Annotated in this window: 27 protein-coding genes; 6 read left to right on the forward strand and 21 right to left on the reverse strand. The window is 64.0% G+C overall.

The window, feature by feature from the left end:
• Window positions 1-45 precede the first annotated feature (45 nt).
• Complete coding sequence (gene leuS / locus FE851_RS14790; protein WP_145203568.1) at window positions 46-2,595, reverse strand: leucine--tRNA ligase; 2,550 nt, start codon at window positions 2,593-2,595, stop codon at window positions 46-48.
• 102 nt (window positions 2,596-2,697) lie between these two features.
• Window positions 2,698-3,147, reverse strand: a complete 450-nt coding sequence (locus FE851_RS14795; RefSeq protein ID WP_019053130.1) for a DUF3576 domain-containing protein — start codon at window positions 3,145-3,147, stop codon at window positions 2,698-2,700.
• 240 nt (window positions 3,148-3,387) lie between these two features.
• Here FE851_RS14795 and FE851_RS14800 point away from each other — a divergent pair, with 240 nt between their 5' ends.
• Window positions 3,388-4,110, forward strand: coding sequence for a hypothetical protein (locus tag FE851_RS14800; RefSeq protein ID WP_026002396.1), 723 nt, complete (start codon window positions 3,388-3,390; stop codon window positions 4,108-4,110).
• Here FE851_RS14800 and FE851_RS14805 read toward each other — a convergent pair.
• Together FE851_RS14805 and FE851_RS14810 are read right to left on the reverse strand one after the other, a co-directional pair.
• Window positions 4,083-4,700, reverse strand: a complete 618-nt coding sequence (locus FE851_RS14805) for a nucleotidyltransferase family protein (RefSeq protein WP_145203571.1) — start codon at window positions 4,698-4,700, stop codon at window positions 4,083-4,085. The genes FE851_RS14800 and FE851_RS14805 overlap by 28 nt on opposite strands.
• Complete coding sequence (locus FE851_RS14810) at window positions 4,684-5,238, reverse strand: thiamine phosphate synthase (RefSeq protein WP_145203574.1); 555 nt, start codon at window positions 5,236-5,238, stop codon at window positions 4,684-4,686. The genes FE851_RS14805 and FE851_RS14810 overlap by 17 nt, the downstream gene beginning before the upstream one ends.
• Window positions 5,239-5,261: 23 nt before the next feature.
• Between FE851_RS14810 and FE851_RS14815 the strand changes: the two genes are divergently transcribed.
• A complete protein-coding gene (locus FE851_RS14815) occupies window positions 5,262-6,008 on the forward strand; it encodes a YggS family pyridoxal phosphate-dependent enzyme (RefSeq protein WP_019053126.1) in 747 nt (248 codons plus the stop codon).
• Here FE851_RS14815 and FE851_RS14820 read toward each other — a convergent pair.
• Together FE851_RS14820 and pdeM are read right to left on the reverse strand one after the other, a co-directional pair.
• Window positions 5,986-8,781, reverse strand: coding sequence for a TonB-dependent receptor (locus FE851_RS14820; protein ID WP_145204461.1), 2,796 nt, complete (start codon window positions 8,779-8,781; stop codon window positions 5,986-5,988). The two genes, FE851_RS14815 and FE851_RS14820, sit on opposite strands and share 23 nt — an antisense overlap.
• 188 nt (window positions 8,782-8,969) lie before the next feature.
• Window positions 8,970-9,629, reverse strand: a complete 660-nt coding sequence (pdeM, locus tag FE851_RS14825; protein WP_019054490.1) for a ligase-associated DNA damage response endonuclease PdeM — start codon at window positions 9,627-9,629, stop codon at window positions 8,970-8,972.
• 43 nt (window positions 9,630-9,672) lie between these two features.
• On the opposite strand from pdeM, the gene FE851_RS14830 reads away from it, so the two are divergent.
• Entirely contained in the window at window positions 9,673-10,530 is an 858-nt protein-coding gene (locus FE851_RS14830; RefSeq protein WP_145203577.1) for a rhodanese-related sulfurtransferase, read from the forward strand.
• A 187-nt stretch (window positions 10,531-10,717) separates the two neighbouring features.
• Here FE851_RS14830 and FE851_RS14835 read toward each other — a convergent pair whose 3' ends face one another.
• The 4 genes from FE851_RS14835 to FE851_RS14850 are packed head-to-tail and all read right to left on the reverse strand — an operon-like array spanning window position 10,718 to window position 12,801.
• Window positions 10,718-11,017, reverse strand: a complete 300-nt coding sequence (locus tag FE851_RS14835) for a hypothetical protein (protein WP_145203579.1) — start codon at window positions 11,015-11,017, stop codon at window positions 10,718-10,720.
• Between the two features lie 4 nt (window positions 11,018-11,021).
• On the reverse strand, window positions 11,022-11,738 hold the full coding sequence (locus tag FE851_RS14840) for a M48 family metallopeptidase (RefSeq protein ID WP_145203582.1): 717 nt from the start codon (window positions 11,736-11,738) through the stop codon (window positions 11,022-11,024).
• Entirely contained in the window at window positions 11,719-12,144 is a 426-nt protein-coding gene (locus FE851_RS14845; protein WP_017183176.1) for a YcgN family cysteine cluster protein, read from the reverse strand. Before FE851_RS14845 ends, FE851_RS14840 begins: the two co-directional genes overlap by 20 nt.
• Window positions 12,145-12,147: 3 nt before the next feature.
• Window positions 12,148-12,801: an SCO family protein gene (locus tag FE851_RS14850; RefSeq protein ID WP_145203585.1), complete on the reverse strand. Its 654-nt coding sequence runs from the start codon at window positions 12,799-12,801 to the stop codon at window positions 12,148-12,150.
• Window positions 12,802-12,842: 41 nt separating this feature from the next.
• On the opposite strand from FE851_RS14850, the gene FE851_RS14855 reads away from it, so the two are divergent.
• Complete coding sequence (locus FE851_RS14855) at window positions 12,843-13,469, forward strand: ankyrin repeat domain-containing protein (protein ID WP_229380651.1); 627 nt, start codon at window positions 12,843-12,845, stop codon at window positions 13,467-13,469.
• Window positions 13,470-13,482: 13 nt separating this feature from the next.
• Here the strand turns inward: FE851_RS14855 and FE851_RS14860 are convergent, their stop codons facing one another.
• The 11 genes from FE851_RS14860 to FE851_RS14910 form a co-directional block, all read right to left on the reverse strand.
• Window positions 13,483-13,977: an MmcB family DNA repair protein gene (locus FE851_RS14860; RefSeq protein WP_026002392.1), complete on the reverse strand. Its 495-nt coding sequence runs from the start codon at window positions 13,975-13,977 to the stop codon at window positions 13,483-13,485.
• 114 nt (window positions 13,978-14,091) lie between these two features.
• Window positions 14,092-14,763: a cell wall hydrolase gene (locus FE851_RS14865; protein ID WP_145203588.1), complete on the reverse strand. Its 672-nt coding sequence runs from the start codon at window positions 14,761-14,763 to the stop codon at window positions 14,092-14,094.
• Between the two features lie 177 nt (window positions 14,764-14,940).
• Window positions 14,941-15,294, reverse strand: a complete 354-nt coding sequence (locus FE851_RS14870; RefSeq protein WP_145203591.1) for a DUF1491 family protein — start codon at window positions 15,292-15,294, stop codon at window positions 14,941-14,943.
• A complete protein-coding gene (locus FE851_RS14875) occupies window positions 15,284-15,781 on the reverse strand; it encodes a PaaI family thioesterase (protein WP_145203594.1) in 498 nt (165 codons plus the stop codon). The genes FE851_RS14870 and FE851_RS14875 overlap by 11 nt, the downstream gene beginning before the upstream one ends.
• Window positions 15,741-16,208 carry a PTS sugar transporter subunit IIA gene (locus tag FE851_RS14880; RefSeq protein ID WP_017183169.1) on the reverse strand — a complete coding sequence of 156 codons (468 nt, stop codon included), beginning with the start codon at window positions 16,206-16,208 and terminating at the stop codon, window positions 15,741-15,743. Before FE851_RS14880 ends, FE851_RS14875 begins: the two co-directional genes overlap by 41 nt.
• A 130-nt stretch (window positions 16,209-16,338) precedes the next feature.
• Window positions 16,339-16,944, reverse strand: coding sequence for a ribosome hibernation-promoting factor, HPF/YfiA family (hpf, locus tag FE851_RS14885; RefSeq protein WP_017183168.1), 606 nt, complete (start codon window positions 16,942-16,944; stop codon window positions 16,339-16,341).
• A 75-nt stretch (window positions 16,945-17,019) separates the two neighbouring features.
• Entirely contained in the window at window positions 17,020-17,721 is a 702-nt protein-coding gene (gene dnaQ, locus FE851_RS14890) for a DNA polymerase III subunit epsilon (protein ID WP_145203598.1), read from the reverse strand.
• A 32-nt stretch (window positions 17,722-17,753) separates the two neighbouring features.
• Window positions 17,754-18,347: a dephospho-CoA kinase gene (coaE, locus tag FE851_RS14895; protein WP_107124937.1), complete on the reverse strand. Its 594-nt coding sequence runs from the start codon at window positions 18,345-18,347 to the stop codon at window positions 17,754-17,756.
• Between the two features lie 11 nt (window positions 18,348-18,358).
• A complete protein-coding gene (aroE, locus tag FE851_RS14900) occupies window positions 18,359-19,183 on the reverse strand; it encodes a shikimate dehydrogenase (RefSeq protein WP_145203601.1) in 825 nt (274 codons plus the stop codon).
• Window positions 19,180-19,773 carry a Maf family protein gene (locus FE851_RS14905; protein WP_145203604.1) on the reverse strand — a complete coding sequence of 198 codons (594 nt, stop codon included), beginning with the start codon at window positions 19,771-19,773 and terminating at the stop codon, window positions 19,180-19,182. The genes aroE and FE851_RS14905 overlap by 4 nt, the downstream gene beginning before the upstream one ends.
• A complete protein-coding gene (locus tag FE851_RS14910) occupies window positions 19,770-20,597 on the reverse strand; it encodes a pyruvate, water dikinase regulatory protein (protein ID WP_017183163.1) in 828 nt (275 codons plus the stop codon). Before FE851_RS14910 ends, FE851_RS14905 begins: the two co-directional genes overlap by 4 nt.
• A gap of 289 nt (window positions 20,598-20,886) precedes the next feature.
• Between FE851_RS14910 and hemE the strand changes: the two genes are divergently transcribed.
• Window positions 20,887-21,942 (forward strand): uroporphyrinogen decarboxylase, encoded by a 1,056-nt coding sequence (hemE, locus tag FE851_RS14915; protein WP_017183162.1) that lies wholly within the window; start codon window positions 20,887-20,889, stop codon window positions 21,940-21,942.
• Complete coding sequence (locus FE851_RS14920; protein ID WP_145203607.1) at window positions 21,942-22,382, forward strand: CopD family protein; 441 nt, start codon at window positions 21,942-21,944, stop codon at window positions 22,380-22,382. Before hemE ends, FE851_RS14920 begins: the two co-directional genes overlap by 1 nt.
• The last annotated feature ends 58 nt before the right edge of the window (window positions 22,383-22,440 follow it).

Below are 22,440 nucleotides of genomic sequence, written 5' to 3' on the forward strand. Positions count from 1 at the left end.
TGAAGAAGGAAAAGGCTTCGACAGGCTCAGCCCGAACGGACATTGTTAGATAACCAGATTCACCAGACGATCCGGCACGACGATGACCTTCTTGGGCGTCGCCCCGTCCAGAATGCGCATGACATTGGGCGCGGCCAGCGCCAGACGCTCCAACTCGTCTTTCGCAGTCCCCTTGGGCACGGTGATGGTGTCGCGCAGCTTGCCCATCACCTGGCAGGCGATGGTCACTTCGTCATCCACCAGCAGCGCCGGATCGACCGCGGGCCAGGCAGCGTCGGCAATCAGGCCGGTTTCGCCCATATCCGCCCAGGCTTCTTCCGCCAGATGCGGGGTCATCGGCGCGACCAGCAGCGCCAGCGCACGAATGGCGGCGTTGCGCGACGCGGACGGCGCCGCCTTTTCAACCGCGTTGGCCAGTTCGTAAATCTTGGCGACCGCCTTGTTGAAGGACAGCGCCTCTATGTCCTTCGCGATCCCGTCGATCGTCTGGTGCAGCTTGCGGTCGAGCGCCTTGTCCTGGCCTTCGGCCCCTGCCTCGATCTGCCCGAACAACCGCCACAAGCGGTTGATGAAGCGCCACGATCCCTCGATCCCGCTTTCGGTCCAGGGCAGGTCGCGCTCTGGCGGGCTGTCCGACAGCATGAACCACCGCACCGCGTCTGCGCCATATTGGGCGATGATGTCATCGGGATCGACGACATTCTTCTTGGACTTGGACATTTTCTCGACGCGACCCCGAATAACATCCTTCCCAGTCGCTATTTCGTACCACTTCCCGTCAGGATTTTTCCCCACCTCAGCAGGTGAGAGCCAACGCATCAAAGCGCCTGGGGCAAGCTCATCCTCGCCAAAATATGTGGCTGCATACGTCTCATGCGTCACCATCCCCTGCGTGAACAGGCCAGTAAAGGGTTCGGCAAAACCCAATTGCCCCATATGTTGCAGCGCACGCGTCCAGAAACGGGCATAGAGCAAATGCAGGATCGCATGTTCGACCCCGCCAATATATTGGCCGACCGGCAACCACTGCTCCACCGTCGCACGGTCGAACGGCTTGTCCTTGGGCTGGCTGGCGAAGCGGATGAAGTACCAGCTTGAATCGGCGAACGTATCCAGCGTGTCGGTTTCGCGCACCGCCGGCTTGCCGCACGATGGGCACGCCACATGCTTCCAGGTCGGATGGCGATCGAGCGGATTGCCGGGGATGTCGAACGTCACATCGTCGGGCAGCACCACCGGCAATTGCGCCTTGGGCACCGGCACCACGCCGCAATCGGCGCAATGGATCACCGGGATCGGCGTCCCCCAGTAGCGCTGGCGCGACACGCCCCAGTCGCGCAGGCGAAACACCGTCTTGCCCGCGCCCCATCCTTCGGATTCGGCCCGCGCGATGACCGCGGCCTTGGCCTCCTCGACCGCCATGCCGTCGAGGAAGCGGCTGTTCACCAGCCTGCCCGGCCCGACATAGGCTTCGTCGTGGATCGGCGCTGCTTCGTCCCCCTCGGCTGCGACCACGCGCTCGACCGGCAGCATATATTTGCGCGCGAAGTCGAGGTCGCGCTGGTCATGCGCGGGAACGCCCATCACCGCGCCGGTGCCATAGTCCATCAGCACGAAATTGGCGATGAACACCGGCAGTTGCCATTCGGGATCGAACGGATGGGTGACGGTCAGGCCGGTGTCGAAACCTAGCTTTTCCGCCGTTTCCAGCTCCGCCGCCGTGGTGCCGCCTGCCTTGCACAGATCGATAAAGGCCTGCGCCTGCGCATTGTCCGCCGCCAGCTGCTGCGCGACCGGATGGTCCGCCGCGATCGCAACGAAGCTCGCCCCGAAAATCGTGTCGGGCCGGGTCGAATAGACTTCGATCTCGCTATCGAACGGCGCGACCGGCTGAAAGCGGAATTGCAGCCCGACCGACTTGCCGATCCAGTTTTCCTGCATCGTGCGGACCTTGTCAGGCCACTGGTCCAGACCTTTAAGACCCTCCAGCAGATCATCGGCAAATTGCGTGATTTTCAGGAACCATTGATTGAGCTTGCGCTTCTCGACCGTCGCGCCCGATCGCCAGCCCTTGCCGTCGATCACCTGCTCATTGGCCAGCACGGTCATGTCGACCGGATCCCAGTTGACCGCCGATTCCTTGCGATAGACCAGCCCTGCGTCCAGCATGTCCAGGAACAGCGCCTGTTCATGGCCATAATAATCGGGGTGGCAGGTGGCCAGTTCCCGGCTCCAGTCCAGCGCAAAGCCCAGTTTCTTGAGCTGCGCCTTCATATTGGCGATATTTTCATAGGTCCATTTGCCCGGATGAACCTTTTTCTCCATCGCGGCATTTTCGGCCGGCATGCCGAAGGCGTCCCAGCCCATCGGGTGCAGTACCTCATGCCCCGTCATCCGGCGGAACCGGGCCAGCACGTCGCCCATCGAATAGTTGCGGACATGGCCGATATGGATGCGCCCGGACGGATAGGGGAACATCTCCAGCACATAGGATCGCGGCTTGGGCGAAGCATCGTCCGCCCGAAAACTCTGCTTCTCGTCCCAGATCGCCTGCCAGCGGGCGTCGGCCTCCAGCGGATTGAAGCGCCTTTGCATGTCCTGTCCTACCAAATGCGAGGGGGCTGGGCCTTTGCAAGCCCAGCCCCGAACCGTCGAAAAACCGGGGCTTCGCGCACGCAAAACCCGGGCGAAGAAATATCAGCCGGAAATCGCCGTGCGGCGCAGGTCGCGGGCCTTAGTCAGGATGACCTCTTCCAGCTTCTGCACCGTCGCCGCCTTCACCGGGGCGTCGATCCACTGGCCATTCTGGTTCACCTGACGGCTGGCCGCGACACGCAGCGCGTCGGCGCGCAGATCCTGATCCAGGATCGACACGGTCAGCTTCATCCGCTCATTGGGGCTGTTGGGATTGGCATACCAGTCCGTGACGATGACGCCGCCGTTGGAATCGGTCTGCACCATCGGCATGAAGGACAGCGTGTCCAGGCTGGCGCGCCACAGATAGGCGTTGACGCCGATCGTGGTGACCCTGGACGCGGCCAGATCCGCCTTGGGCCGGTCCTTGGCCCCGCCACCGCAGGCGGCCAGCGGCAACAGGGCGGTCAGCAGCAGACCTGCGGAAACGGAACGAAAAAGGCGGCTGGCCATCAGGCATGTCCTAGCTGAAAAGACGAAAAATGCTCGCGCCTTCTATAGTGGTCCCGCGCCAAGGAGCAAGGGGCGGCGGGCGACGGCGCATGCGATCCGGCACGGATCATTCTGCGCGCCTGTGTGTTCCGTGCAACATCTCTGACAAAAAGGGGTGCAAGAAGGGGGTGGCACTAGCCAGTGGCGGCTTTGTACGTGTAGAGCGTTGTGCAATATAAGTGGCGGGGAAAGAATCGAATCATGCGCGTGAATAGGGGACATTTGGCATTGGCGGGCGCGGCGGTTGCCGTGGCTGGCTTCATGCTGTCTCCTGCCATCGGCGCAGCGACCGATCTGGTGCGCACGCAATCGCCGGTTTCGCTCGGCGCGCTGGGCAGCATCTCTTCTTTCACGCCCACGACCAAAGACCCGCGCCTTGCCGCCGCCTATGCGAAGATCGCAGCGTCGGCCAGCCGTCAGGGCTTCCGCTTCACGCCGACCAGCGGCTCGCTCAGCGGCCAGCGGGCGATCACCGTGATGGTCCGCGCGGGCGACAATGATCGCGTTGCGGTCAACACCACCCTGACCCCGGTCAATATCGCGCCCGTGGCCTTCAGCCTGAACGGCGCGCATGGCTGGCGCAAATTCGCCCTGCCCGAAGCGATCGGCCGCAAGGCGCTTGATCCGGTGCCGGTCGAAACCATGGTCGATGCCAAGAATTTCTCGCTGGATAGCGGCAAGAAGGATCGGTTCAGCACCAAGATGCTGATCGAAACCCGCCGCGACGCGGTTGCCGCGACACGCAATCCGGCGGCCGACAAGGATTATTCGCTGGATCTCGCCAGCTCCTATTCGCTGACGCGCAACCTGAACGTCACCGCAGGCGTGCGCTACAACAACAGCGTCGCAGGCCGCCTGACCCCGATGACCGACGACCGCCAGGACAGCCAGGCCGTCTATCTGGGCACCGTCTTCAAATTCTGATCGGCTGAGGTTTCGGCTATCCGCACGCGCGGATAGCGACTAAGCCATCCCTTGTCTGCCACCCGCTGCTCGAAAATTCCGCGCTTAACCGATGCGAAACATGGCGTCGGTCGCAAGCGCAGTTGAAACAGGTCGTTCAGCCCTAGCGGCGCATTGATCTCCAAATCATTTCCCGACAAACGCACGGCAATTGCTGTCGCTGTTTCCGGCCAGAATCGCATGGCATCGCCCACACTTTCATAGGGTGCATCGCCATTGCGCAGATGCATACGCGCCTGATTCTTGACTGACCATTCTATGGTCGGTGTCCGCGCCTGCAACACTTTCTCTATGGCCCGGTCATGGGCCGAATTGTTGTGCGCGCGATCGAACCACACAATGTCCACGTCGCCCGTCGGCATCGCAACGGAACGCCCGTGCAAATGATCCCATATGGTATCGCGCACAAATCCGGCTCCGATCCAGCAATCAGGCAACGCCAGAGATGCAACAAGTTCCAATGCATGGCGACGCAGCGGTTCCTGAAGGATGATTGTGCGCAAATCCGTTGCGAAGCCCACAACTATCTCCCGTTTACCCAGCCAATCCATCAATCCCCGCCCATCCAGCAGCCCCGATGCCGCGCAACATCCGGCCATGCTCGCGCGTCACGCCACCCAGCGCAACAACCGGCATCGTCGCCCACTGCGCCAAGGCAGCAAACCGCACCCGACCCAAACTCGCCCCACCCGGATGCGAGCGTGTCGGAAATAAGGGCGACAGCAGCACCATGTCCGCCCTGCCCCGCCGCGCCGCCGCCATCTCCCGCGCGTCATGCACCGGCGCGCTGTGCCGCATCGGTCGGCCTGCCCGGCGTACGTCGCGCCCGTGCCAGCCATCCGCTGCCCAGGCCGCGGCCTGCCGCGCCGTCCCCGCCAGCAGCAATGTCAGCCGCCGCCGCCGCGCGATCGCCCGCACCGCATCGAACAGCGCCCGCCGCGCGCCCGGCGCCGTCCTGTAATGGCGAAAGATGATTCCCGCCCGCCCCCTGGGCAGTCGCGCCGCGGCCGCCAGCAAGGCCGCCTCGCCGATCCGCTCGTCGGTCATCAGCCAGATCAGCGGCATATTTTTGCGGTGGCGACAGGTCATGACCCTGCCCTATAGCAGCGCGCATGACGACAGACAGCAGCATTGCCACCCAGGACGCCGCCAGCCGCCTGGCCACCATTCAGGATGAGATCGCCAAGGCCGCCCGCCTGACTGGCCGGACCGCGGACGCCATCACCCTGATCGCCATATCCAAGACCAAGGATGCCGCCGCCATCCAGCCGCTGATCGATGCGGGGCAGCGCGTGTTCGGCGAAAACCGGGTGCAGGAAGCGCAGGAGAAATGGCCCGCGCTGCGACAGGCGCATCCCGACATTCGCCTGCATCTCGTCGGACAGCTGCAATCCAACAAGGCCGCCGATGCCGTCGCCCTGTTCGATGTCATCCACAGCCTTGATCGCCCTTCGCTGCTGAGTGCGCTGGCCAAGGCGATGGACGCGCAGGGCAAGCGCGTCCCCTGCTATGTTCAGGTCAATATCGGTGCGGAGCCGCAAAAGGGGGGCTGCGCGATCGCCGACACCCCCGCGCTGATCGCCGCCGCCCGCGCCGCCGACATTCCGCTGCTCGGCCTGATGGCCGTCCCGCCCGCCGATGTGGAGCCAGCCCCCTATTTCGCGCTGCTCGCAAAAATGGCGCGGGAAGAAAGCCTCCCGCGCCTGTCGATGGGCATGTCGAGCGATTATGAAACCGCGATCATGCTGGGGGCGACCGATATTCGCGTCGGCACCGCCCTGTTCGGGGATCGTCCCCCGCCAGCCCGCCCCGTTCCCCGGAGCGGGCTGGGGATGCTTAGAAACTCCCCCGGAGCGTGATGCCGTAGGTGCGCGGCTCGGCGAGGTAGGAGGAGATCAGCTGGTTCGCCATCGGCGCGCCCGCTGCGAACTGGCCGGTGGTGGAGGTTGCCGGGCTGCTCGACTGGAGCGGGCTGCTGAACGACACCTGGGTATAGTCCTGGTTGAAGATATTCTGACCCCAGAACTCCACCGCCCAGCGCTGGTTGGGACCGCGGATACCGACGCGCGCGTTGACGATGGCAAAGCCATCCTGCCGCTTTTCGGGGAACAGGTCCGACCCGGTATTATAGTCGCTGGTCAAGCGGCCATCGACATAGAAGAGCGCTGACAGGCCGCTCGTCCCGATGTCGGGCGTCCATGCCATGCTGGCGGTCGTCACCATCTTGGGCGCGTTGCTGTTGATGGAGCCGGGCAGCAGGAACAGGGCGGGGTCCAGCGGGACCGCGCCATTGCCGCTGCCCACCAGCCGGTTGGCGAACTTCGCTTCGGCATAGGTTGCGCCGCCCGCCACGCGGAAATTGCGCGCCGGGGTCACCGACCATTCCAGTTCGACACCCTGGCTGATCAGGCCCGGCCCGACATCCCCCGCCGCACAGGTCCGCGCCGCGCTCAGCGCACTGTCGCAGCCATTGATATTCTGGACGACGAAGCTGGTTCCGTTGAAGGTGTTGAGCTGGAAATTCTTGAACTCCTGCCGGAAGCCGGCCAGGTTCACGCTCCATTTGGGCGCGCTATATTTCAGGCCCACCTCGAACGAATCCACCTTTTCCGCGGCAAAGCGCAGGCTGGTCACGTCGGCGTTGGTGCGCGGCGCGAACACGGCGGGGATGACGTTCAGCCCGGTCGATCCCAGCTGGAAGCGATCGAGGTTGAAGCCGCCCGCCTTATAGCCCTTGGAATAGCTGCCATAGACCATCAGGTCGTCGGTCGCCTTCCAGGACAGGACCGCCGTGCCGGAAAATTCGCCGTCGCTGATCTTGTCGTTCAGGTCGAGCGCATTGAGCGTGGTCGATCCGTTGCCCAGGCATCCCAGCGTCAATATGCCACCCGCCAGTGCCGCCGCGCTGCCCAGCGCCGGATTGGTCGCGATCGGCGCCAGTCCGGGCTGCAATGCGGCGCAGGTCGCGTTGTTATTGTTGAAATCGGCGGAGAATGTCTTGCTCTCATGCGTGTAACGCAGGCCCAGCGTCAGATCGAGCCGTTTGGTGATGTGCACGATATTGTGGGTGAACAGCGCCCAATTCTCGCTCTTCTGGCGATAGATGGACGCAATGTCGCCCGTGCCCGACGGGATCGCCGCCAACGCGCGCAGACCGTTGCCCAGACCCGTCGAGATCGCGGCCGCCTGCCCCGCAGCGACCGGCGCTGGCAGGCCGGCGTTGAGGAAAGCGGCGTTCAGCCCGGCGTTCAGGTTCGCCTGCGTGCCCGTGATCAGCGCGCCGGTCGCCAGCCCGCTGCCACAGGCAGCCAGCGTCGACGCCGGGAAATTGCTGTTCACGCCAGCCCCTGCCATCAGGCGGCAGGCGGCAAAGCGACCATAATCCGCGCCAAAGCGGATATTATCCTGCAAGGTCAGCCGTTCATTGGCATAATAGCCACCGACCAGCCAGTCGAGCATGTCGCCAAAGGCCGAACCCTGCGCCCGCAATTCCTGGGTGAAGGTCTTGAACTGGCGATAGGTATTGGGATCGCGATAGAGCAGGTCGGCGCGGTTATAGTCATAATCGCCATAGTCGCTCGACTTGTAATCGCGATAGGCGGTGATGCTGGTCAGCTTCACGTCGCCCAGGTCATAATTGACCTCGCCCGACACGCCCCAGTCCTTCAATTTGCTCACATAGTCGCGACCCGGCGTGATCGTCAGTTCGCGATCATAGGGGTCGGCCGCAATCACGCTGCCCTGCCCAGCCAGAATCGCGGCGATGCGGTTGAACGGCGCGGTGTTGTATCCGCCACCTGCCGCCGGGGTCCGTTCGCGCGCCTCGGTATAGGCGGCGCCGCAGCAGCTTTCGTCGCGATTGGTATAATCGCCGATCAGACGGATCGACAGATCGTCGTTCGGCTCGATCAGCGCCTGTCCGCGCAGGAAATAACGGTCGCGGTCATTGGTGTCGCCCACCTTGTTCCCGGCCGTGTCGACCAGCTTGTAGAAACCGTCACGCTTGGACCATACCCCGTCCAGGCTGAGCGCGATGCCATCGGCCACCGGCCCGGTGACACGGCCCGACAGCCGCCAATAGTCATAATTGCCGTAGGTGATCTCACCCTTGGCGCTGAACGTGTTTTCCGGCGCCTTGCTGATGATGTTGATCAGGCCCGCCGACGCATTGCGGCCAAACAGCGTCCCCTGCGGCCCGCGCAGCACCTCGACCCGTTCGATCTCGCCCAGTTCGTTGAGGCCCGCGCCGGTGCGCGAGCGATACACGCCATCGATGAACACCGCGACCGAGCTTTCCAGGCCGGGATTGTCGCCGACCGTGCCGATGCCGCGAATACGCGCCGACGCATTGGCTTCCGATCCGGTCGATGACACCAGCAGCGACGGGGCCAGCTGGTTCAATGTGCGGATGTCGCTGGCGCCGCTATTCTGCATCGCCTGCGCGCTGACGGCGGACACCGCGATCGGCACGTCGGACAGGGGACTCGCGCGCCGGGTGGCGGTCACGATGATTTCCGCACTGTCCTGATCGACGGCGGCTTGCGGCGCGGTCGTGTCCTGTGCGGCGGCGGGCATCGCCATCGTCAATGCGATCATGCCGGCGGTCGTCAGCCAAAGGCTCTTGTCTGTCATCATGGTCGTTCCTCTCCTGCCCGCACGCCTTTTCGACGTATCGGGTGCTGCCCTAGTTTATGATGCCACAGCAGGGCGAAGGCAAGAGAGCCTAGCTTTTCTGCGCCTTTTGCGATGTCTGGTGGCGTGATATTCACACCCTGTTGCCTATCAGCAACAGCTTAAAATCCGGTTTCCGTAGCGTTTCTTTACGATAACGGAAAGCGTAACAATCGGTCAGAAACAGGGACCAAAGCGCTCGCACCCGGTCCCACCACCCGCCGAATCTCTCCATGACCCGCATCCAGCCCTCCCGTCAGCGCGCCCAGCGCGGGTAGAATCAGCTTTGTCGACGACTCCACGAAGCAGCGGCGCGCGACATGGCGTCCACGCACCGACAGGCGGAATTTCGGGTGGAAATGGCCGGAGATTTCAGGCCGTGGATCGTCCGGTTGCGCTTCATGGCGCAGGATGATCCCGCCCAGTTCCGCCTCGACCAGCCTGCGTCCTCCCGGCATGTCCGCCACGCCGACGTCATGATTACCTGTAATCCAGGTCCAGTCCAGCCTTTCCGTAAGGGAAACCAGCCGTTCGCGCGCGCGCGGGTCCAGCCGCGCGGCGCCATCTGCATCGTGAAAACTGTCGCCCAGCGACCAGACCGACCGTGCGCCCGTCTGCGCCACCAGCCCCTCGATCAGGTCCAGCGTCGCCTCGCTGTCATGGGGCGGCAGGAACTGGCCGAAGCGCGCATACCAGCTCGCTTTCTCGAAATGCAGGTCGGCGACCAGCAAGGCCGCGCGCGCGGGCCAGAAGAGCGCAGCCTGCGGCAGCGCCAGAAACGCCTCACCAGCGAACGAAAGGGGAACCATGGCCCGGCTATGCGCCGATGCAGTCCCGCTTTCAAGAGGGCCGATGAACGCCTATAGCGCCGCCATGTCCGATACCGCGCCTTTCACCGTCGCCGCCCTCTATCGCTTCGCCACCTTCGATGATCCCCAGGGCATCGCGGCGGATCTGCGCACCCTCTGTGGGGCGCTCGACATGCGCGGCACGCTGATCGTCGCGGGCGAAGGGATTAACGGCACGGTCGCTGGCCGTGCGGACGCGATTACGGCCTTGATCGATCATCTGCGCCAGTTGCCCGGCTGCGCCGATCTGGACGTCAAATATGCAACCGCGCAGGCCGCGCCCTTCGCCCGGATGAAGGTGAAGGTAAAGCGGGAGATCGTGACGCTGGGCGTGGGCGATCTTGATCCGGCGAACCAGGCCGGCACCCATCTTGACCCCGCCGACTGGAACGCGCTGATCGCTGATCCCGACACGATCGTCATCGACACGCGCAACGCCTATGAAGTCGCGGTCGGCACCTTCGATCGCGCCATCGACCCCGGCACCCGCGCCTTTCGCGACTTTCCCGGCTGGTTCGACGCGTTCGCCGCCGACCTGAAGGCACAGGGGCGCAGTCCCAAGATCGCGATGTTCTGCACCGGCGGCATACGCTGCGAAAAATCCACCGCCCTGGTCAAGTCGCGCGGTTTCGACGATGTCTTCCACCTGAAGGGCGGAATCCTGCGCTATCTGGAGGAAATGCCCGAAGGCGATAGCCGCTGGCAGGGGGATTGCTATGTGTTCGATGAACGGGTGGCGGTGGGCCATGGCCTCAAGGTTGGCGACTATGTGACCTGCCGAGCCTGCGGCCTGCCCTATCCCCGCGACGCGGCCCATGCATGCGCCGCCGACGGATCAGGGGTGTGGCCGCATCGGGGATAGAAACACCCAACTCCGTTCGTTTCGAGCGAAGTCGAGAAACGTAGCGCACCTGTCTCTTATACACATCTAGATGTGTATAAGGGACAGCATCTGCTGCATATGGATCCTGTCTCTTATACACATCTAGATGTGTATAAGAGACAGGCCTAAACCCGTTCGTGTCGAGCGAAGTCGAGAAACCTGTGCGCTACGTTTCTCGACTTCGCTCGACACGAACGGGTTTAGGCGCTGTCTCCGTCTCCACCAGTTCCGCAATCTCGAACGCATAGCTTTTCCAGCCCCGCATCCGCGCGCCGTCCTCCGCTGCCCCACGCTTCTTCTTCGCCTCGGCGAGCGAGCGCACATGGCCCCAGAACACTTCCGTCTTGCCATTGTCCAGCACCGCGACGATCCGCCAATAATGGGTGAAGGGGTCCGCCGTCGGCCCGATCGTCTTGACATAGCCGTCCGCCATGGTGGCGGTCAGATAGCGTTTCCGGCGCGCCATCGGCTCAGGCCCGATAGCGGTGCAGCCCCGCCCCGTTGGTGCGCAGCCACGCCCGTGCAGGCCGGGGGTCCGCCCCAAGGATTCGCGCATGCGCCGCGTGAAAGGCCGCGCTATGATCCATATGCAGCAGATGCGCCAGTTCATGCGCCACGGTCGACCGGCGTACATCGGGCGGGCAGAGGATCAGCCGCCAGCTATAGCGGATCGCACCGGACGAAGTGCAACTGCCCCAGCGGCTGCGCGGATCGCCCACGCCCACCGACGCGACGATCAGGCCATGTTCGCGCGCCAGTTCCGTCGTTTCGGTCTCCAGCACCGCCCGCGCCCGCGCCACCAGCCAGCGCTGCACCCGCGCGCTGACCGACTCCGCCGCCCCGCCCAGCATCAGCCGGTCGTCCGCCAGCCGGATCGTACGCGACGCACCCTCGATCCAGCAGATGCGGACGTCCCGTCCCTCAAGCGGAAATGTCGCGCCATCGTCCAGCAGGGTGATCGCCGGTTGCGCCGCCATTTGCGTGCGCACCCAGCCTTCATGCTGCTGCGCCCAGCCCAGCGCGCGCTTCAGGTTCGCCCGCACCGGCATCGACAGGCGCAATTCGCCGCGCGCGCCGTCGATCGTCAGCCGGTAGGCGCGCGCCCGTGCGGACCGGCGCACCCGCACCGGCATCGCCACGCCGTCGATCAGGATCGCGACGTCGGGATCAGATGTCCCGGTCGACAAGATGATTCTCCAGGTCGCCCGCTTCCGCCTCCGCCACGGTCCAGCCGCGCACCGATTCCTGCGCGCGATGCACCGCTTCCCGATCGCCGCAGACCAGATAATGCCAGTCGGGCAACGGCTCGCCCGCCTCGCGCAGGCGATAGGCGCAGGTGCGCGGCAGCCAGCTGATCTGCTTCACCTTGGCCGGGGTCAGCCGCACGCAATCGGGCACGAATTTGCGGCGGTTCCTGTAGCTGGTGCATTGGCCGCTATGGCGGTCGAGCAGGCGGCAGGCGACATTGGTGGGGTAGATATGCCCCGTATCCTCATCCTCCGCCTTGTGCAGGCAGCATTTTCCGCACCCGTCGCACAATGCCTCCCACTGGGCGGCATCCAGCGTGTGGAGAGGCTTTTCCCAGAAGTCCAAGCCCTATTTCACCCATTTCCTGAGGGCAGCCAGCACCTTGTCCGGCGCGCCTTCGTCCACGTCCGGCGTGCCCGGATCATCGACCGGGACCAGCGCAACCGGCTTGCCGTCGGGATCGAACAGATATGGCGTGCGGCTGTGGCTGACCAGATAATCCTTGTCCCCCGGCTTACCCTCCACATTGTAGAGGACGACGAAATCCTTGGCGACCCTGGCGATCTGCTCCGGCGTGCCGGTCAGGCCGATGAGGCGCGGGTGGAAAGCCGCGACATAGGGTTTGAGGACCGCGGGGGTATCGCGCGCCGGATCGACGCTGATGAAGATCGGCTGGACCTTCGCCGCCAGCGCCGGCTGCGCCTTTTCGAACTGGCTGAACGCCTGCATGATGCGTTGCAGGTCGACCGGGCAGACATCCGGGCAATAGGTGTAACCGAAATAGACCAGGCGATACTGGCCCTTGAAATCGTCCCAGCTTCTGGGCTTGCCATCCTGATCGGTCAGGGTGAAAGGCGCGCCGATCCGCGCGCCCGCCAGTTCGCCCTGCGCGCTATCGCCGCTTGATGCGTTCCCGTCCGTCCCCATATTGCACGCAGCCAGCAGGGCCAGCAGCGGCAGGGCGATCGCAATCTTTGCTTTGTTCATGGTGCCGCCAGCCATGCCTTGCTATGGGCCGATTTGCAAATGATACGGGGCAGATGATGAGCAAGACCGGGTTGAGCGCATGGATGGGTCTGGGGCGCGCCGCCGCATTGACGCTGGCGCTGCTGTCCCCGGTCGCCGCGCAGGCACAATTTTCCGACAATTATAATTTCCTGAAGGCCGTGAAGGATGCCGACGGGCAGAAGGTCACAGACTTGCTGCAAAAGCCCGGCTCCACCGTGGTCAACAGCCGCGACGTCACATCGGGTGAGACCGCGCTGCACATCATCATCGCCCGGCGCGACGCCACCTGGCTCGCCTTCATGCTGGCCAAGGGGGCGAACCCCAATCTGACCGACAATGAAGGCAACACCCCGCTGATGAAGGCGGTGCAGGGCCGGTTCGAAGAGGGCGCCCGCACGCTGATCGCGCGCGGCGCGCAGGTGGACAAGACCAATGGTAGCGGCGAAACCCCGCTGATCCGCGCGGTGCAACTGCGCGATCTGGGGCTGGTCCGGCTGCTCGTAGCGCAGGGGGCCGATCCCGACAAGCGCGATTCCATCGCCGGCATGTCCGCCCGCGACTATGCCAACCGGGACAACCGCACGCCCGGCCTTGCCGAAGCGCTCGCCGCCGCCAAGACCAGCACGACGCCCAAAGGCCCGGTGCAGGGTCCGGTATTCTGAGCTAAAGCCCGGCCTACCAGCCGATCTCCGCCGCATGATCGGGATCGTTGATCGCCGTCAGCCGCCGCGCCGCCCGCCGGGCGAAGCGTAATGTCTCCGCCTTGCGCCGGGCCGCGGCCAATGGCTCGATCGGCGCGGGACGGACCAGTTCGGCGTCATATTGATCCGCGACGATCAGGCCGGTGCGCGCGGGCCACAGCGATTCACTGTCGAACAGCGACAGGTCGAACCCCATAGGCACTGCCCAATAATAGCGGTCGCAATAGTCGAAATAATCGGGCCATTTCATGTCGCCCAGCAAATCCGCCCGGCTGCACTTGATCTCCACGATCGTCAGCCGCCCCGCCCCGTCGATCGCCATGATGTCGGCGCGCCGCCCGTTGGGCAGCGGCACTTCCATTATGCCGCTCATGTCGTGGCGGAAAAACAGCCGCAACGTCCCCCGCGCCACCGCCAGCGCGGTGCCGTCGGTCAGGGGGGAACAGCTTTCGATCGGGGCGCTACTCATGGCGCGACTTTAGAACAAGTCAGGAACAAAAGAAAAGGCCGATTCGGTAGAACCCGAACCGGCCTTCTTTTCATGATCCACCCCAAAGGAAGCGCGCCAATCGCGCGCCGTCGCTCAACGATAGAAGATATGATTGTCGATCATCGCCAGCTTGGCCTTGCCCCAGCCCGGCGAAACGCGGCGGGCGTGGAAGAACAGGGCGCCTTCGGCCCGGCTGTTCCAGCTGTCGTCCATGGCGATCTGGGCGATGGCGACGGCCTCGCGCCAGGCGTTGCTTTCCATGCGGATCGGCGGCATCCCATGCCCGCGCACGAAGCTGAACTGGCTGGGCTGATAGACGACGCCGCACAGGCTGTCGGCAAAGCGGCCCGATTTGGCGCGGTTGATGATCACCCGTGCCACGGCCAGCTGGCCTTCCAGGCTTTCGCCCTTGGATTCGAAATAGACCGCTCCGGCCAGGCATTTCATGTCGCCGTCCACGGCTTCGGCGTCGCCATGGGCGTCGACCAGCGCGGCCAGGCTGCTCGCCTGCATGTCGGATTCGGTGGAATAGGTCAGATCGGCCTTGGAGGCCGAAGCCAGCGGCTGCACGATTTCGCGCGGCGCGGCAAAAGTGATTGCGGGCTTCTGTGCGGCCGCAGGCGCTGTCGTCGGCGCGTCGCCGCTGGACAGGGAGGCTACCGAATGGATCGACTCACCGGCGATCGACATGTCGGAAGCGGTCACCGCCGCTGTAGCGGACAGCGCAAATGCCACGATGATCGCGGCCCTCAATCGAAAACTCATTATGACTCAAAAACGTGCGGTTCTTGGCCTTGGACGTCGTCTTATACCCATATTCCTTGACGTCTGGCCGCCCCCCGTCTGCGTGTTTACCAAATCCGCCCCCCTTGGACGAATGCAGCAACCTGCGCGTTCAGCGTTGGCGGGGCCTCTGCACGGACCATTGCACTAAGTCAACGATCAGCAGATCGTTTCAGCGGCGAACCGTTCTGCTTCCGGGATATCGAGTTCGATTATCCACAGGTCGGGGTCCGACCTGCGCCGACGCGCCACATAGGTGGCGAGCGCCTCCGGGCCATCCTCCGGGGACGGTCCACAGCGCATCAACGCATAGCCGCCGGCAAAGTTCGATACACGCTCGAACAAACCAGTTTCTTTTCCCTTTTCAAGGGCTTGAACCAATATGACGCCGCTCGTTTCGTCGCCCTTGACGATGATCGTGGCAAAGCCGCCAGCCGCATTGGTGCGCCGCACCAGCGCATTGACCAGGATCGCGCTGGTCAGCCGCGCGCCACCCTGCGACTCAGCCACCATATCCCGGCAGCGATGACAGCGGGAATTGCGACCGCATGAAGGTGCCAGTGCCGCGCCCGACCTCCTCGCCATCGGAATCGATCAGGCTGGCCTCGGCCACATAGACGCGGCGCTTGCCACTGATCCACCGTCCCTCGGCCCGAATCCGACCGGGCGCGATCGGCCTGGTGAACAGCAGGTTGAACGCGGTGGTCAGCAGGAATCGGTCACTGACCAGGCTGTTGGCCGCGTAAAAGGCCGCATCGTCCAGCATCTTGAAATAGACGGTGCCGTGGACCGCCCCGGCGGCATGAAACTGGCTTTCATCGACATCGAAATCGATGATGCAACGCCCCGGTTCCTGAATCGCGATATCCGACCGGAACAGCCGGTTGATCGGCGCAGAGCGATAGAGATTTTCCAGCGCACGGAAATGCGCGGTCTCGCCGCTTGCGGGCGTGCCTGACTCAGGCAGCGTCACGCGCCCCGCCACCGGCCAGCAGCGCATGCAGCGCCGCGTCCGACTTGGCCCCGCGCAACCGCGCGACCTGATTGTCGTCACGCAGATAGCGCGAGACCCGCGCCAGCGTCTTGAGATGTTCCGCTCCGCTATCGACCGGCGACAGCAGCGCAAAGACGATATCGACCGGCGCATCGTCGACCGCATCGAACGGCACTGGCGGATCAAGCAGCACGACCAGCCCGCACATCCGGTCCAACCCGGCAATCTTGGCATGGGGAATGGCGACACCGCCGCCAAATCCGGTCGAACCCAGCCGCTCCCGCTCGAACAGGGCGTCGCCAACCTCGTCGGCGTCCAACCCATAGGCGCAGGCCGCGAGCGTCGCGATCTTCTGGAACAACTGCTTCTTGCCGTTTACCGTCAGGCCGGTGGCGAGCGCGTCCGCTGAAACGATGTCGTGGAAATCAACCATGGTCTGTCCGAACCAGCCGAGCCGCGCTCAGCCTGGGGTCTAGATGCGCGGTGATCGGGGAATAGAAAGCCCGGCCCCATAAGCCGCCTGCACCATCAGGTCAACAGGCGGCCCATGGCGACTGGCTGGTTCAGCGCGCCGTCATGCGCGGTTCGACCCAACCGATGGTCCCGTCATGGCGACGATAGACCATGTTGTAGGCCGCGGTGCCGGCATTGACGAACAGCAGCGCATTGGTGTTGCGCAGGTCCAGCATCATCACCGCGTCGGACACGCTGGCTTCGGGAATATCGACGCGCGTTTCCGCAACGATCAGCGGGGAATCCTCGACCTCCTCCTGCTCGTCCGCGGGCGAGGCGAAGATGGTGTAGCCCGCCCCGTCAATATCATCGACGCTCAAGCTGCTGACCCGCTGCGCTTCGGCCGCACTGGCCTGGCTGTGCCGGTCCTTCAGGCGGCGCATATAGCGGCGCAGCTGCTTTTCGATCCGGTCCGCCGCCTGGTCAAAGGACGGATGCGCCTCCTGCGCCTCGCCTGCTCCCTTCAGGATCAGGCCGGTCATCACATGACAGATGATGTCGCAGTGGAAGGCGCCGTGCGGCGCGGGTCGAAAGGTCACATGGGCCGAAATCGTGCGGGAAAAATATTTCTCGGCCATCGCCTCCATGCGGTCTGCGACATGCTGCTTGAGCGCATCGCCCGTGTCGACCTGATGCCCGGAAACACGAATATCCATATGCCTTCTCCTTATTCTTGCCGGGTCGCAGGAAGCGGCCCGGATAAACTGGAGGCACGGGCACGGGCTTTTGTGTCAGCCCGCCTGCGCCTCCTCCAGCCAGATCGGCTTGTCCAGGGTCGCGATGAACCTGCCATGCCGTTCCAGCTCCGCCGCGCTCGCTGCAAAAACGCGCGCGGGACGAACAGGGCGAACCATGGCGCCAGCGCCAAGTTCCCCGTCGATGGCTGCTTTTTCCTCCTCCTGTGCAAGACCCAGGCCGATCTGACGGCCGCCGGTCAGTTCGATGTAAAGCTGCGCCAGCAATTCGGCGTCCAGCAGCGCGCCATGCTTGATGCGATGGCTGCGATCGATGCCGTAGCGGGTGCAGAGCGCGTCCAGGCTGTGCTTGGCGCCCGGATGCAGCGTCCGGGCGATCGCCACCGTGTCGATCATCCGCGTCATCGACACGTCGGGCCGCCCGCACAGCCGCAATTCATGGTTCAGGAAGCCGAAATCGAAGCGCGCATTATGCGCGACCAGCGGGCTATCCTCCAGAAAGGCGAGCAGTTCGTCCACGCCGCTGGCGAACAGCGGCTTGTCCTTCAGGAAAATCGACGACAGGCCATGCACCGCCTCGGCCGCCGCAGGCATGTCGCGCTGCGGGTTGTAATAGGCATGGAAGGTCCGCCCGCTTGGCACGCGATTGATCAGTTCGATGCAGCCGATCTCGACCAGTCGGTCGCCGGAGGCCGGATCGAATCCGGTCGTTTCGGTATCGAAAATAATCTCGCGCATCGCCCTCTTCATATCGACTCTTGGGCAAACCCTTATCGGCCTATCTTTGCCCCAAGGCAAGCGACCAGACGCCGCACCTGCGCGCGAGTCTGGGTAAAGGTCGTGCCGGTGTGGATGATATGATCGGCCCGCCGCCTTTTTTCCGCGTCGGGGGTCTGGAGATGGACGATCCGGCGGAATTTGGCGGGCGTCATGCCCGGCCGCGCCAGCACCCGCTTGCGCTGTTTCCACGCCGGCGCGGTGACGACGATGACACCGGCCAGCCGCTTGTGCCCATGGGTCTCGAACAGCAGAGGTACATCGAGAATCACGAAACGGCGCGAGCGGTGCCGTTGCAGGAACCTGCGCCGCGCCGCCTGCACCGCCGGATGGACGATCGCTTCCAGCGCCCTGAGTTCATGGGGGTGGCCAAAGACCGCCGCGCCCAGTTTCGCCCGGTCCACGCCATCGGGTCCGGTCGTGCCGGGAAAGCGCGCCTCGATCGCGGGAATCAGCGCGCCGCCCGGCCCTTGCAGCCGATGGACTTCCGCATCGGCATCGAACAGGGGCACGCCCTCTCGCCGGAACATCGCGGCGACCGCGGACTTGCCCATGCCGATCGATCCGGTCAGGCCGTAAATCTTCATGACGCTATCCGTCAGTCCGCCGCCAGCAGCAACGCGCGCAATTGCTCGTCCAGCTCGCGCGGTGCCTGCGCATCGAAGAAGATGTCAAAGGCCAGCGCCGCCTGCCCGATCAGCATTTCCAGCCCGTCGAGTGTCTTGAGACCCTGCGCCCGCGCCGCCTTCAGCAAATCCGTTTCGAGCGGCGCATAGACAATGTCGTAAACGGTCGCGCTGGCGGGCAGGGGGGTGAGGTCCAGGTCCAGCACCGGCTGGCCGACCATCCCCAGCGACGTGCTGTTGACCAGCAGGTCGCAGGCGGGCAGCGGATCGGTCATGCCGATGACACGACCTTTCAGCCCCGCCCGGTCGAACAAGGCCTGCCCCTTGGCGACATCGCGCACCATGACGGTCAGGTCGGCCACGCCCAGGCTCGACAGCGCAAACAGGATCGCCCGCGCCGCGCCGCCCGCGCCGATCAGCACGGCGCTCTGCCCTTTCCATTTGTCGCGCAGCAGGGGCTGGAGGAAGCCGCCCGCATCGGTATTGGTGCCGATCAGCGGCCCGCCGGTTTCGCTGGCGATCGTATTCATCGCCCCGATCCGCGCGCGCACCCCGCCCGGATCGTCGGTATAGTCCATCACCGCAATCTTGTGCGGAAGGGTGACATTGCAACCCAGCCAGTCGGGATCGGCGCGCCGTTGCAGGAAATAGGCGGCCAGCCCGTCGGGCGTCACATGCGTCTTGCGATACTCCGCCTCTATATCCAGCGCCTTCAGCCAGAAATTATGGATCAGCGGCGATTTGCTGTGCGTGATCGGGTCGCCAATCACTTCGGCATAGGGGAGCGTGTCGGTCATGCCGCCAGAACGCCGCGCACGCGCAGAAAGTCAAGCAGGGGCAGCAACGGCAAGCCCTGAATCGCAAACTGGCTGCCCTCTACCTTGCTGAACAGCTGCGCCCCCGGCCCCTCGATCCGGTAACAACCCACGCACCAGCGGCATTCCTCCCAATCGCTCTCCAGATAGGCGTCGATGAAAGCGTCGGACAATGGCCGCACCGTCATCCGCACCCGCTCGACATGCCGCCAGATCGGTTCGCTATTCAGCACGATCACCGCTGCGCTGTGCAGATGATGCACCCGCCCCGACAGCAGGCGCAGTATCCGCGCCGCGTCCGCCCGGTCGACCGCCTTGTCGATCATCGACCCGTCGTCCAGACTCAAAGTCTGGTCGCACCCCAGCACCAGCCCGCCCGGCACCCGGCGCGAAACCTTGAGCGCCTTCAACTCCGCCAGCGCATCGGCCAGCGCCCGCGCGTCCAGCCCGTCGGCGCGCAACGCCTCCTTGGCCGCCTCCTCGTCCACGCCTGGCGAGAGCGCCTCGAACTCTATCTTCGCCGCCTCCAGCAGCGCCCGGCGGCTTGCGCTTTGCGACGCCAGCACGATCATGATGCCGCCCCTTCATCCAGAACATGGTCGTTGAACAGGTTGATGATCGCCGCAGCCGCTTCCTCGATCGACCGGCGCGTCATGTCGATCACCGGCCAGCCATTGTCGGCGAACATGCGCCGGGCAAAGGCCAGTTCCTCCTGCACCTTCTCATTATCGACATAGGCGGTTTCCGGCGCCTGATTGAGCGAGAGCAGGCGATTACGCCGTATCTGGATCAGCCGATCCGGGCTGACCGTCAAGCCGACGATCATCGGATGTTTCAGGCTATAGAGGCTTTTGGGCGGCGGGGATTCCGGCACCAGCGGGATGTTGGCGGTCTTGTAACCGCGATTGGCAAGATAGATCGACGTCGGCGTCTTGGACGCGCGCGACACGCCCGCCAGCACGATGTCGGCCTCCTCCCAATTTTCATGGCCCACGCCGTCATCATGGGCGATGGTGAACTGGATCGCCTCGATCCGGGCGAAATAGGCTTCGTCCAATATATGTTTGCGCCCCGGCCGGGTCCGCGTTTCCTGCCCCAATATGTTGGACAGCGCGTCCGCCACGCTGTCCAATGCGGCGACATGGGGCAGGCCCAGCGCCCGGCAGCGCGTTTCCAGCCGCCGCCGCAACATATGGTTGGTCAGCGTGAACAGCACCAGCCCCGGATTGGCCGCGATTTCCTGCATGATCCGGTCGAGATGGACTTCGGATCGCACCATCGGCCAGAAATGCCGGATCGCTTCCACATTTTCGAACAGGCCGATCGCGGCCTTGGCTATATTCTCCAGCGTTTCACCGGTGGAGTCCGACAGAAGGTGCAGGTGGATGCGCGACATGGCCCATATCTGTGTGGGCAGGCTGTGGATAAAGCAAGGGAGGAGTTGGGGACAAAATCCCGCCTTTCGCTCCGTCCACGAAGCCCGGAATCTTATCCACAGACCCCCAACAGACCGATAATTTCATCCACAGGCTGTGGATAACGGGGATAGAGCGACTGACTCGGACGGCAAAGCGTCAGGCAGGGGAGTCAAGCTGTTGGCAAATCCGGGCACAGCGCATAAACCCCGCTGCCAACGTCCCTACTATCTCCATCATCCTTCTGAATCCTATATTAAGAGAGAATAGATGAGCCTCGACGCGCCGCCGGTCCTTGCTACCAAGCCTCTGCTTGGCGTCCTTTCTGGCGACCGTCCGGCCGTGCCGCCCATGTGGCTCATGCGCCAGGCCGGGCGCTACCTGCCCGAATATCGCGCGCTTAGGGCCGACAAGGGCGGATTCCTCGAACTCGTCTATGACAGCGCCGCCGCTGCCGAAGTGACGCTGCAACCCCTGCGCCGGTTCGGCTTTGACGGGGCGATCCTCTTTTCCGATATTCTGATCGTCCCCTACGCCATGGGACAAGATTTGTGGTTCGAGGCTGGCGAAGGCCCGCGTCTCGCGCCCATCCTCGCTGAAACCGACCTTGCCGCCCTCAAACCCGATTTCAGCCGCTTCGACGCGGTCTATGAGACGGTCCGGCAGGTCAAGGCAGCGCTCGACCCTTCCGTCACCTTCCTGGGCTTTGCAGGCAGCCCCTGGACCATCGCCACCTATATGGTCGCAGGGCAGGGCAGCAAGGATCAGGGCGCGGCCCGTCGCCTCGCCTATGGCGATCCTGTCCGCTTTGGCGCGCTGATCGATGCCATTGTCGATGCGACGGTCACCTATCTGTCGGGCCAGATCGATGCCGGAGTCGAAGCGGTGCAATTGTTCGACAGCTGGGCCGGCAGCCTGGCCCCGCTTCAGTTCGACCGCTGGGTGATCCAGCCCAATGCCGCGATCGTGCGCAAGTTGAAGGCGCTGCATCCTGCTATCCCGATCATTGGCTTTCCCAAGGGCGCAGGCGCGAAGCTCGCCGATTATGCCGCTGGCACCGGGGTCGATGCGATCGGTGTGGATGAAACGGTCGATCCCCACTGGGCCAACCGCGTCCTGCCAAAGGGGCTGGCGGTGCAGGGCAATCTCGATCCGCTGGCGCTGATCGCAGGCGGGCAGGCCGTCGAACAGGCGGTGGACAATATCCGCGCGGCCTTCGCCGACCGGCCGCACATCATGAATCTGGGCCATGGCATCCTCCCCGACACGCCGATCGCGCATGTCGAGGCGCTGATCGCCTATGTCCGCAACGGAAAGGGCGTCTGATGGCTTATCTTGGTGCCGCTTATCTCTGGGTGAAGGCTGCCCATGTGATTTTCGTCATCTTCCTGATGGCGGGATTGTTCATGATGCCGCGCTTCTTCGTCTATCATCAGGAAAGCGCGCCGGGATCGGACGAGGATCGCAAATGGATCGATCGGGAAAAGCGGTTGCTCAAGATCATCCTCAACCCCTCGCTGGTGCTGACCTGGATTTTCGGGCTGATGCTGATGGTGGAGATTGGCGCGTGGAGCTTTGGCTGGTTCCACCTCAAACTGCTCTTCGTGCTGGGCCTGTCGGCCTATCATGGCTGGATCGCTGGCTATGCCAGGAAACTGGCCAAGGGACAGCGCACCCTGACCGACCGCCAGCTGCGCCTGTTCAACGAAGTCCCCGGCATCGCCGCCGCGGTCATCGTCATCGCTGTGATCGTCAAGCCCTTCTAACGGGCTTTGGGGCAGGGGAGGGGCAAACTGTCCTACACTCTGCCGCCCTGCTATCATC

This window comes from Sphingobium sp. B2 (assembly GCF_007693735.1).
Taxonomy (GTDB): Bacteria; Pseudomonadota; Alphaproteobacteria; order Sphingomonadales; family Sphingomonadaceae; genus Sphingobium; species Sphingobium xenophagum.

Bases quoted from the DNA above. Each gene is read 5' to 3' on its own strand.
- FE851_RS14810 (WP_145203574.1), bottom strand. From the start codon at position 5,238: ATGACCTGTCGCCACCGCAAAAATATGCCGCTGATCTGGCTGATGACC.
- FE851_RS14865 (WP_145203588.1), bottom strand. From the start codon at position 14,763: ATGAGTTTTCGATTGAGGGCCGCGATCATCGTGGCATTTGCGCTGTCC.
- aroE (WP_145203601.1), bottom strand. From the start codon at position 19,183: ATGACCGACACGCTCCCCTATGCCGAAGTGATTGGCGACCCGATCACG.
- FE851_RS14815 (WP_019053126.1), top strand. From the start codon at position 5,262: ATGACGACAGACAGCAGCATTGCCACCCAGGACGCCGCCAGCCGCCTG.
- FE851_RS14795 (WP_019053130.1), bottom strand. From the start codon at position 3,147: ATGGCCAGCCGCCTTTTTCGTTCCGTTTCCGCAGGTCTGCTGCTGACC.
- FE851_RS14880 (WP_017183169.1), bottom strand. From the start codon at position 16,208: ATGGTTGATTTCCACGACATCGTTTCAGCGGACGCGCTCGCCACCGGC.
- hpf (WP_017183168.1), bottom strand. From the start codon at position 16,944: ATGGATATTCGTGTTTCCGGGCATCAGGTCGACACGGGCGATGCGCTC.
- hemE (WP_017183162.1), top strand. From the start codon at position 20,887: ATGAGCCTCGACGCGCCGCCGGTCCTTGCTACCAAGCCTCTGCTTGGC.
- FE851_RS14870 (WP_145203591.1), bottom strand. From the start codon at position 15,294: ATGGTGGCTGAGTCGCAGGGTGGCGCGCGGCTGACCAGCGCGATCCTG.
- FE851_RS14920 (WP_145203607.1), top strand. From the start codon at position 21,942: ATGGCTTATCTTGGTGCCGCTTATCTCTGGGTGAAGGCTGCCCATGTG.
- FE851_RS14860 (WP_026002392.1), bottom strand. From the start codon at position 13,977: ATGAGTAGCGCCCCGATCGAAAGCTGTTCCCCCCTGACCGACGGCACC.
- coaE (WP_107124937.1), bottom strand. From the start codon at position 18,347: ATGAAGATTTACGGCCTGACCGGATCGATCGGCATGGGCAAGTCCGCG.
- FE851_RS14850 (WP_145203585.1), bottom strand. From the start codon at position 12,801: ATGGCTGGCGGCACCATGAACAAAGCAAAGATTGCGATCGCCCTGCCG.
- FE851_RS14855 (WP_229380651.1), top strand. From the start codon at position 12,843: ATGAGCAAGACCGGGTTGAGCGCATGGATGGGTCTGGGGCGCGCCGCC.
- FE851_RS14835 (WP_145203579.1), bottom strand. From the start codon at position 11,017: ATGGCGCGCCGGAAACGCTATCTGACCGCCACCATGGCGGACGGCTAT.
- FE851_RS14800 (WP_026002396.1), top strand. From the start codon at position 3,388: ATGCGCGTGAATAGGGGACATTTGGCATTGGCGGGCGCGGCGGTTGCC.
- FE851_RS14820 (WP_145204461.1), bottom strand. From the start codon at position 8,781: ATGACAGACAAGAGCCTTTGGCTGACGACCGCCGGCATGATCGCATTG.
- FE851_RS14805 (WP_145203571.1), bottom strand. From the start codon at position 4,700: ATGGATTGGCTGGGTAAACGGGAGATAGTTGTGGGCTTCGCAACGGAT.
- FE851_RS14830 (WP_145203577.1), top strand. From the start codon at position 9,673: ATGAACGCCTATAGCGCCGCCATGTCCGATACCGCGCCTTTCACCGTC.
- dnaQ (WP_145203598.1), bottom strand. From the start codon at position 17,721: ATGCGCGAGATTATTTTCGATACCGAAACGACCGGATTCGATCCGGCC.
- pdeM (WP_019054490.1), bottom strand. From the start codon at position 9,629: ATGGTTCCCCTTTCGTTCGCTGGTGAGGCGTTTCTGGCGCTGCCGCAG.
- FE851_RS14905 (WP_145203604.1), bottom strand. From the start codon at position 19,773: ATGATCGTGCTGGCGTCGCAAAGCGCAAGCCGCCGGGCGCTGCTGGAG.
- FE851_RS14875 (WP_145203594.1), bottom strand. From the start codon at position 15,781: ATGCGCTGCTGGCCGGTGGCGGGGCGCGTGACGCTGCCTGAGTCAGGC.
- FE851_RS14910 (WP_017183163.1), bottom strand. From the start codon at position 20,597: ATGTCGCGCATCCACCTGCACCTTCTGTCGGACTCCACCGGTGAAACG.
- leuS (WP_145203568.1), bottom strand. From the start codon at position 2,595: ATGCAAAGGCGCTTCAATCCGCTGGAGGCCGACGCCCGCTGGCAGGCG.